The sequence below is a fragment of the Myxococcus sp. AM009 genome, from assembly GCF_013372605.1.
Classification (GTDB): Bacteria; Myxococcota; Myxococcia; order Myxococcales; family Myxococcaceae; genus Myxococcus; species Myxococcus vastator.
Map to the genome: position 1 here is coordinate 43,029 of NZ_JABXEP010000043.1, position 9,713 is coordinate 52,741.

The 9,713-nt window shown below is 69.2% G+C and carries 8 protein-coding genes; all 8 read right to left on the reverse strand.

What is annotated here, in order from left to right:
• Window positions 1-2 precede the first annotated feature (2 nt).
• Entirely contained in the window at window positions 3-2,660 is a 2,658-nt protein-coding gene (tssH, locus tag HV824_RS13390) for a type VI secretion system ATPase TssH (protein WP_176408930.1), read from the reverse strand.
• A gap of 83 nt (window positions 2,661-2,743) precedes the next feature.
• Entirely contained in the window at window positions 2,744-3,787 is a 1,044-nt protein-coding gene (gene tssG / locus HV824_RS13395; protein WP_176416561.1) for a type VI secretion system baseplate subunit TssG, read from the reverse strand.
• Window positions 3,751-5,502: a type VI secretion system baseplate subunit TssF gene (gene tssF / locus HV824_RS13400; RefSeq protein WP_176423442.1), complete on the reverse strand. Its 1,752-nt coding sequence runs from the start codon at window positions 5,500-5,502 to the stop codon at window positions 3,751-3,753. The genes tssG and tssF overlap by 37 nt, the downstream gene beginning before the upstream one ends.
• Before the next feature lie 37 nt (window positions 5,503-5,539).
• Window positions 5,540-5,935 (reverse strand): type VI secretion system baseplate subunit TssE, encoded by a 396-nt coding sequence (gene tssE, locus HV824_RS13405; protein ID WP_176416563.1) that lies wholly within the window; start codon window positions 5,933-5,935, stop codon window positions 5,540-5,542.
• 84 nt (window positions 5,936-6,019) lie between these two features.
• Complete coding sequence (tssD, locus tag HV824_RS13410; protein ID WP_163777205.1) at window positions 6,020-6,511, reverse strand: type VI secretion system tube protein TssD; 492 nt, start codon at window positions 6,509-6,511, stop codon at window positions 6,020-6,022.
• 119 nt (window positions 6,512-6,630) lie between these two features.
• Window positions 6,631-8,115, reverse strand: coding sequence for a type VI secretion system contractile sheath large subunit (gene tssC / locus HV824_RS13415; RefSeq protein ID WP_176416564.1), 1,485 nt, complete (start codon window positions 8,113-8,115; stop codon window positions 6,631-6,633).
• A 25-nt stretch (window positions 8,116-8,140) separates the two neighbouring features.
• On the reverse strand, window positions 8,141-8,635 hold the full coding sequence (gene tssB, locus HV824_RS13420; RefSeq protein ID WP_176416565.1) for a type VI secretion system contractile sheath small subunit: 495 nt from the start codon (window positions 8,633-8,635) through the stop codon (window positions 8,141-8,143).
• 82 nt (window positions 8,636-8,717) lie between these two features.
• Window positions 8,718-9,713: type VI secretion system protein TssA (tssA, locus tag HV824_RS13425; RefSeq protein WP_176423443.1), on the reverse strand; the 996-nt coding region annotated here is incomplete at its 5' end.

A 9,713-nucleotide genomic window follows, 5' to 3' on the forward strand; every position in this document is an offset into this window, starting at 1 on the left:
TCTCAGGCCTCGGCGAACCGGAGGTCCCAGTCGCCTCCTTCGGTCAGGGCCACATGCAGCTTCGGGGGCACCGCGCCGCTCACCAGGTGCTGCAGCAGCTCGCGGGACAGCGCCGGCATCAGCGAGCCCTGGAGAATCTGCTCCATGTTGCGCGCCCCCATCTCCGACTCCGTGCAGCGGCGCGCCAGCTCGTCCAGCAGCTCCGGCGCCAGCGTCGTCTCCACGTTGTGCGCCGTGCGCAGCCGGCTCACCAGCTTGGCCAGCTTCATCTCGGCGATCTGGCGCATCACGTCGCGCTGCACCGGGCCGAAGGGGACGACCGTCATTCGCGCCAGCAGCGCCGGCTTGAAGTGCTGGCTGAGCGCGGGGCGAATCACCGACAGGACTTCCTCGGAGGTGGGCTGCGCGCCGTCCTCGAACATCCGCATCACCAGGTCCGAGGCCAGGTTGCTGGTGAGGATGAGCACGGTGTTCTTGAAGTCCACCGCGCGGCCCTCGCCGTCCGTCAGCGAGCCCTTGTCGAACACCTGGTAGAAGAGGTTCATCACCTCCAGGTCGGCCTTCTCGCACTCGTCCAGCAGCACGACGGAGTAGGGGCGCTGACGCACGGCTTCCGTCAGCAGGCCGCCCTCGCCGTAGCCCACGTAGCCCGGCGGCGAGCCGATGAGCCGGCTCACCGTGTGCTTCTCCTGGAACTCGCTCATGTTGAGCGTCGTCATGAAGCGCTCGCCGCCGTAGAGCGCTTCGGCCAGCGCCAGCGCCGTCTCCGTCTTGCCCACGCCGCTGGGGCCCACGAAGAGCATGACGCCAATGGGCGTGTCCGGGTTGCGGATGCCGGCCTGGGAGATGCGGATGATCTCCGCCACCTTCGTCAGCGCCGCCTCCTGGCCCCGCACCCGGCCCCGGAGCTTGTCCTCCAGGTTGAGCACCGACTCCAGCAGGTCGCTGCGCATCTTCCCCACGGGCACGCCCGTCCAGCCCGCCACCACCCGCGCGACGATGTCCGCGTCCACGTCCGCGTGCACCAGCGGCACCTCGCCGCGCGTGGCCGAAAGCTTCGCCGCCGCTTCGTCCACCGCCGCCTTCAGGGGCGCCGAGTCCGTGTCCGGCGCGGCCTCGCGCAGGGCCTTGCGGGCCTCCATCAGCGCCGCGACGGCCGTGCGCTCGGTCTCCCAGCGCGCGTGCAGCGCGGCGCGGGCATCCACCGTGGCGCTCAGCTTCGCCTCGGCGGCCTCCAGGGACGTCTGCTCGTCCGGGCCGCCCGTGCCCTCGGCGAGGTCGCGCTTGCGCGTGTCGCGCTCGCGCTCCAACGCGGCGATCTCCTGGTCCAGCTGCACCAGCTCCTCGGGCCGGGTGGACAGCTCAATCTTCACGCGGGCCGCGGACGTGTCCAGCAGGTCCACCGCCTTGTCCGGGAGCTGCCGGCCGGAGATGTACCGGCTGGACAGGCGCACCGCGGCGGTGACGGCCTCGTCGCGGATGATGACGCCGTGGGCCGCTTCGTACGTGGGGCGCAGGCCGCGCAGCATCAGCTCCGCGTCCTCCTCGCTGGGCTCCTCCACCTTCACCGGCTGGAAGCGCCGCTCCAGCGCGGCGTCCTTCTCGAAGTACTTCTTGTACTCGGCCCAGGTGGTGGCCGCGAGCGTGCGCAGCTCTCCGCGCGCCAGCGCCGGCTTGAGCAGGTTGGACGCGTCCGTGCCGCCCTGCGAGCCGCCCGCGCCGATGATGGTGTGCGCCTCGTCGATGAACAGGATGATGGGGGTGGGGGAGGCCTTCACCTCGGAGATGACGGCCTTGAGGCGGTTCTCGAACTCGCCGCGCACGCCCGCGCCCGCCTGGAGCAGGCCCAGGTCCAGCCCCAGCAGCTCCACGCTCTTCAGCGCGTCGGGCACCTCGCCCCGGACAATGGCCCAGGCCAGGCCCTCCACCAGCGCCGTCTTGCCCACGCCGGGCTCGCCCACCAGGATGGGGTTGTTCTTCCGGCGGCGGGAGAGGATGTCCACCATCTGCCGGATTTCGCGGTGCCGGCCGAAGATGGGGTCAATCTTCCCCTCGCGCACCCGGCCCGTGAAGGACGTGGCGAAGCGCTTGAGGGCCTCATCTCCACGGCCACCCGCGCCGCCGGCCGCGCCACCCGCGGCGCCACTGGCCGCGGCATCCGCGGAGGCGACCTCGACATTCTCGGGCGAGGGCCGCAGCACCACGTCCAGCGAGCTCATCAGCTCATCGCGGCTGATGGCGTCCAGCTCGGGGAACAGCTCCGCGGTGTAGCGCGCGCGCCGGCTGACGAACTGGGCGAACAGCAGGCCCGAGCGCAGCCGCGTGGCGCCCTGCTCCACGGAGGCCAGGAGCCACGCTTCCTCGAACCACTGGAACAGCGTCTCGGAGAAGACGGGCCGGCCGGAGCTGCCCGCGCGCAGGCCCTGGAGGGCGCGCTCCATGCTGGCCAGCAGGTGCCGGCGGTCCACGCCGAACTGCTGGAGGATGCGCGCGACGTCGGAATCCTCCGGCTCCAACATCTGCACCAGCATGTGCTCCGGGACGATTTCATAGAACCGTCCCGCGCTGGCCCGGGCCACGGCGGCCTCGAGCAGACGGGTAGACGTGGGCGTCAGGCGACGGACAAGCGCTTTCGGATCGACGCGAATGGGAGCCCCCAAGAATGACAGCGGTGGTGGACGGTATATCGGGCGCCCCCTGGCGACGTAAATCCCCGCGCCTCGCGCCCGCCTGCTCTAACGACTCATTTCACCACGGGGACACTCATCTGCGTCTGCTGACTCAGGCCCAGCCAGGTGTCCCGCCCGAGCTGGCTCGGCTCCCGGCTGGAGAGCCGGAACTGGTGCTGCACCCCTTCGGTGAGCCCCAGCTCCAAATCGTACTCCAGGGGGTCCCTCACGAAGAGGGACACCACCTCGCGCACCAGCGGTAGCAGGTCCCCTTCCTGCATCAGCCGCTTGTAGGCGCGCGGGGGCAGCGGCCGGATGTGGATTTGAATCTTCCCCGTCCGGTCGAAGGCCTTGCCGCCCAGCAGCATGTTGCGCCCCAGCTGGTGGTTGGAGTGGCCCAGCCGCGCCCGCGCGTCGATGTCCACCCAGCGGCCCACGAACTGGCGCACCGCCACCCGCGCGCCCTCCAGGTCGTCGCCCAGCACGTCCTCGAGCGCGACCTCCAGCTGCTCGGACGTCCTCGCCCGGCTGGCCAGCAGCGGGGCGATGCGCAGCAGGCGCCACGTCGGCAGCGTGCCCTCCAGGGGCTTCTCGTAGGTGTCGAACCCGCCCAGCGCCAGCAGGCGCCGGGACCACTGGTCCGAGAAGGACGTGTCCGTCTCGCTGGTGACGCGGTACTTCGACTCGATGCGGTACAGCAGCGACAGCAGCCGGTGGTGGAAGAGGTCCAGGAACTCCCGCCGCACCGGGTGGTCCGGGTCCTCCTGCGCGACTTCCTCGGCCAGGTAGTGGGGCAGGGGGCTCACCGCGCCCGTCAGGCCCAGGAAGCGCGTCACCACCTCGAAGAGCGGACGCTTCGAATACGGGTCCTCCGCCCGCACCGGCACCTGGTGCAGCGTCACGGACGCCACGTCGCCCGAGGGGAACCCCAGGGACGGGTCGTGCCGGAAGCGAATCATCTCCTCGTTGACGGGCCCCGCGCCGCCCACGCGGGTGGCCTCTGACGTCAGCCGCTCCAGGAACGCCACCAGGGGGAAGAAGCCCACCCGGGGCGCCAGCTCGGCCAGCTTCTGGGCCGTCTCTACAAAAGCGTCTGGGAGCCGTTCCTCGGAAGCCACGCGAACTCCGTCTGCGAGGGGTGAAGCCGGATGCTCAGCTCGTTGAAGGAGTTGATGGTGACGTGGGAGGCGAGCAGCTCCTCCAGCACACAGCCGAAGAGGAACGAGTCTCCCACGCCCATGAAGTTCTCTTCGTCCAGGTCCACCCGCGTGCGGTGGCCGCGCAGGGGCGCGCCCTCCAGGAAGCGCGTCACCGGCTTCGTCTCCACCGCGCGGATGGCGTTGATGCGCAGGCGGCTGGCGCGCGCCGCCAGGTTGTCGGTGAGCGAATGGAAGTTGTACAGGTCCATCAGCCGCCGCAGCGCGGCCGCGTCCGCCAGCGAGTGCTGGTTGACGGCCAGGTGCGACAGCAGCCGCCAGTGCAGCTCGCTGCCCAGCGGCGCGCGCGCGGGCCGGCTCACCGGGGAGATGTTCCGGAACTTCGCCTGCGTGGGACTGGCGGACGTGGAGGCCGTCAAGTCACCCACCTGCAGCCGCGAGGGCAGCGAGCGGTTGGTGCACGTCAGGTCCATGGACAGCGCTTCCTCGGCGGTGACCTCCGGCGCGACGTTCCGCGGCGTCTCCAGGGTGATGTACGTGTCGATGCCTTCGTCCAGCGGCGAAGGCGCCCGGCGCAGCCGGTAGAAGGACTGCTCGGCGTCCCCGCCCGCGGTGTGGGTGAACTCGTGGAAGGGCCGGTAGACGCGCCGCTCGTTGCGCCCGGCCTTCAGGCCCGTCACCGTGTCCACCGAGTACACCTCGGCGTGGTTGGGGGGCAGGTCGGACGCGCGCAGCAGGTGCTCCCGGTCCAGCGTGCGGTGGAGGATGGGGTCCGCCGGCACGCTGAAGAGGTTCACCGCGGGGGCGCAATGCAGCCGGAACATCTCCCGGTGGATGCGCGCATCCAGGGGCGGCGGCCGCTCCAGGTGGAAGGCGAGCTCGAAGCGGTCCTCCTTCATCCCGGCGGCGGCGTCCAGCCCGCGCACCTCGAAGAACAGGAACTTCTCCGGCAGCGTCAGGTACTCCTGGAGGTGCCGGTAGCCCTCGCTGGCGCGGGGCCAGGGCAGCAGCTTGAAGTCCCGGTGGAAGCCCACCGGTTGGATGGCGTTCACCGGCAGCTTGAGGCCATCTCCCTGGCCAGACGCGCCGCGCACGCGCACCTGGCGGCAGTAGCGCAAGAGCCACAGCAGCACCACCGACGCGGCGGACAGGTCGGCGTGGATGAACAGGCGCAGGCCCTGCTCGCGGAACACCTCCGCGCGGCCCTGCTCCGTCGTCTGGAAATAGAGCCGCAGGACCGGCGCGGTGATGGACGAGCGGTCCAGGAGCGCGTCGGTGAGCTGCACCGGCAGCAGGTCCACGTCCGTGGTGGTGCGGAAGACGCAGCTGGTGCCGTCAATCGGCTGGGACGCCACCTCCGCCCCGGCGGCCAGCCGCGAGCGGCCGCGCAGCGCGCGCAGGTGCGGGGTGAACTCGACGATGGTGGAGGCCGGCAGCGGGCGCAGGTAGTGCGGCAGCAGCAGCTCGGTGAGCCCGTGCACCAGCTCCGGCACGTCGTCGTCCACGCGCTCGCGGATGCGGGCCGCGAGGAACGCGAAGCCCTCCAGCAGCCGCTCCACGTCCGGGTCCGCGCCGCGCTCCACCAGCAGGCCCGCGACAGAGGGGTTGGCCAGCCCGAAGGCCCGTCCCATCTCCCGCAGGTACGACAGCTCGCTCAGGTAATACTTGCTGAACATCCTCGCCCTCCGCCACGCGCCCCTGGATTCACCCGGCTCACCACAGGTCCACGCGCCCGCCCGGGTGCACCTGGGTATGGAACCGCACCATGCCTCGCCGATTTTGCGTGGCCAACTGGGCGGTGATGTCGAAGCGCAGCGCCGTCGGGTCCACCGGGTCCGCGGAGTAGTGCACCACCACGCTCTTCAGGCGCGGTTCGAAGTCCTGGATGGCCTGCCGGATGGACTGCGTCATCCGCGGTATCGCCGACGGGTAGGAATGGACGATGTCGTTCAGGTCCAGGATGCCGTAGCCCGGTGAGGCCACGGACTCTCCCTTGCGCGTGTTGAGGAGGTTGCGCAGGTGCTCGGCGATGGATTCAACGACGTCACCAGGCGGGGCGAGCGTGCCGTTGCCTTCAGCGATGCGCGACAACAAGCCTCGTGAGCCCATGGAATTCCTTCAACAGCGCGAGTACCCCAACCCCCGGCCGCCCGCGTAGCCCACTGCACGGACGGCCGGTGGAGGGACGGAACATCAACGCTGGGTGTCCCAGGTGTCCTCGTGCGTGACGCCGCCCTGGGTGATGGTCCAGTTGATGGTGTGGAACACCAGCTGGAGGGTCTCCATCGGGGGCAGGTTGGTGCTCGCCGGCACGAAGGAGTTCGGCACCGTCTGCTGGATGGCGTTGATGCGGGCCTTCTTGACGGACACCGTGTAGAACTGCTCGGTGGTGCCGTCGCCCGTCGGGTTCGGACGGAAGAACTTGAAGGTCGCGTCGATGACCTGGTTCTCGCAGAGGGCCTTCATCAGCAGCGGCGACGCCTTGTCGATGCGCTTGGTGATTTCGATGCCCTCGTACTGGCGGCGGCCCGTCGCCAGACCGGAGCCGGCCTCGCGAGCGGTGAAGACCTTCTGGCTGTACGCGACGCACTCGATGGAGTCCGCGCGGCCCAGGCTGGTCTGCGTGCTGTCGCCCTTGATGTCGCTGCCGTTCGCCTTCAGGTACAGGTGTACTGATTCAGCCATGACTTCAACCTCGTCGCTTTGCGCGCGTCCGCGCGCTGGTGGACCCAGGCTCACCTTGAGCCTGGGCTTGTTGGAGCCCCTAAACTAGCTGAAATGACCGACGCTGGGTGAAACGGGCTCTACTCCTTGTCCAACTTGCCCACGAGGGACAAGGTGAACGACGCACCCATGTACTTGAAGTGGGGGCGAACCTGCAGGCCGCAACGGTACCAGCCCGGCTGACCGTCCACGTCCTCCACCACCACGCGCGCGGCGCGCAGGGGGCGGCGCGAGCGCACGGCGGGCGCCGGGTCGTCCATGTCGGAGATGTACTGGCTGAGCCAGTGATTGAGCTCGCGCTCCAGGTCCGACTTCTCCTTCCAGCTTCCAATCTGCTCGCGCTGGAGCACTTTGATGTAGTGCGCCAGGCGGGTCATGATGAACATGTAGGGAAGCTGCGTGCCCAGGCGGTAGTTGGTCTCCGCCGCCTTGCCCTCCGGGGTGTTGCCGAAGAACCGGGGCTTCTGCGTGGAGTTGGCGCTGAAGAAGGCCGCGTTGTCGGAGTCCTTGCGGAAGACGAGGCCGATGAAGCCCTCCTCGGAGAGCTCGAACTCGCGCCGCTCGGTGAGCATGACCTCGGTGGGAATCTTGGTCTGGATTTCCCCCATGGCCTCGTACTGGTGCAGCGGCAGGTTCTCCACCGCGCCGCCGGACTGGGGGCCGATGATGTTCGGGCTCCAGCGGAACTTGGCGAACGAGTCCGCCACGCGGCTGGTCAGCGCCACGGAGGCGTGACCCCACAGGTAGCGCTCGTGGTGGCCCACGACGTCCTCGGTGAAGTTGAAGGCCTTCACCGGCACCGTCTTCTCACCGTAGGGCAGGCGCAGCAGGAAGCGCGGCAGCGCCAGGCCCACGTAGCGCGCGTCCTCGCTCTCGCGGAACGAGTGCCACCGGGCGTACTGCGGCCCCTCGAAGAGCGACTTGAGGTCCTTCAAGTCAGGCAGCTTGAGGAAGCTCTCCTCGCCGAACACCTCCGGCGCGGCGTTGCCGATGAAGGGCGCGTGCGCCATGGCGGCCACGGAGGCGCACTTGCGAAGCAGCTCCATGTCCTGCGGGCCCACGTTGAAGTCGTAGTTGGCGGAGATGATGCCGTAGGGCTTGCCGCCGAAGACGCCGTACTCGTTGGAGTACACCAGCTTGTACAGGCCGCTCTTGGTGACCTCGGGCGCGTCCTCGAAGTCCTTCTGCAGGTCTTCCTTGGAGGCGTTGAGCATCTCCACGCGGGTGTTCTCGCGGAAGTCGGTGCGGTCCACCATGAACTTCAACGAGCGCCACGAGGACTCCAGCTTCTGGAACTCCGTCGCGTGGAGGATTTCGTTGACCTGGGAGGACAGGCGCTTGTCGATTTCAGCGATCATCGCGTCGACGAGCGCCTTGTCCACGCGCTCCTCGGAGCGGTTGGGCGCCAGCATCTCGGTGATGAAGGCCTGCACGCCGCGCTTGGCGACGTCGTAACCCTCGTCCTTCGGCTTGAGCTTGGCCTCGGACAGGATTTCGTCGAGCAGGGACAGCGAGGCGTCAGTGGCGACGCCCGTGGAGTTCTGGGTCTGGGTCTCGTTGGCCATGGTGATTCGGTTCCCCCTGAAAGGGCTACTTGGTCTCTTCGGTCAGACCCAGTTCCTTGATGAGTGCCTTGCGTCCGTCTTCGTCGGCGAGCATGGCCTGGAGCTTCTTGCGGAACGCCGGCAGGTTGCCCAGGGGACCCTTGAGGGCGTTGAGCGCGCTGCGCAGCTCCAGCAGCTTCTTCAGCTCCGGCACCTGGTTGACGACGCTCTCGGGCGAGAAGTCATTCAGGTTCTTGAACTGGAGCGACACGTTCATCGTGGCGCCCGGGTCGGCTGAGAGCTTGTCGGCGGCGGTCAGCGTGACCTTGAGGTTCTGCTGGGCCATGACTTCGTTGAAGTTGGCCTTGTCCACGTTGATGGGCGCGCGCTGCTCCAGCGGGCGGGCGTCTTCCTGGCCCGTGAAGTCCCCCAGCATCAGCACCTTCAGCGGCAGCTCCACCTGCTCCTGCGCGTTGCCGGTGGCGGGCTTGTAGACGATATTGACGCGCTCGGTAGGGGCGACGGAACTCTCTTTGCTCATCTGCGGCTTTCTCCTTGAAAACTGCGTAGAAGACGCGGGCGTCGCATGAGGGAGCGCTTCGCCGCGGTACGACGGGTGTCCTTCACGCGCCGACGCGCAGCGTGGCGGAAGAGTCCAGCAACGCTAGACGACGATACCGGTTTCGAAATTTCACTGCCACAGGTCCAGACGCCTTTTCCACGTCGGTTCGGGTTTGCAGCCACCCCTCCAGACACGCGGCGGCGAGCGCCGGCTCCCAGGTGTCGAGCGCGTGGGCGGAGACCTCTTCGTCCAGCGCATCATAGACGGCGCGCGCGAGCGGCAACTGGCCCGCATTGGCACACAGCCGCGCCAGCTCCAGGCGGGAGATGAAGCGGGCGCGTCCGGTGCTGGCGGCGGTGACGGCGGCCTGCAGCCGGATGACGGCTTCGTGAACGCGGCCCTCCTCCACCAACGTGCGGGCTTCGGCTTCCAACGCCGCGCTGTCGGCATGGACAGTCGGGCCCAGCGTCAGGGGCCCCAGGGCCAGGGCCGTGGACACCGACGCCGCGGGGGAAGGGGCGGGCGTGGGCGCGCTCGCGCGGAGGACGTGGCCGCGCAGCCAGGCCTGGGTGGCGTCGTCCGTGAGCGGGGTGCCCAGGGTGGAGAGGAGCGTCTCCACGCCGGTCATCCTGCGGAGCTGGATGGCCAGCTCCTGCACCAGCGCGGTGCGAGCCCCGGCGTACGCGGCGCCCAGGCCCTCCATGGCGGTGGCGCTGTACCGGTGGAGCGTCAGGGCGAAGCGGTGGCGGGCCAGGGCGGACTCGGACTCGTCCAGCAACTCACCCCAGCGCTGGTTCTGCTCCAGGGTCTCCAGCTTGGTGCGCAGCAGGTCCGGCAGCGGGTGAATCAGGGTGCGGCCATTGCCATCCGCGGCGGGCGGCTGGGTCAGGTGCAGCCACAGGCCCATGCGGTTGAGGCGGTAGGCGAGCGGGTCCTCGGGGCTCGCCCGGCGCAGCGCGCCCGCGGCTCCCAGCAGCGCGCCGCCCACGGTGCGCAGGAAGTCGGTGACGGCCTCCACGCTGGACAGGTCCGGGGCGGCGGGCAGCTCGGGGAGGGG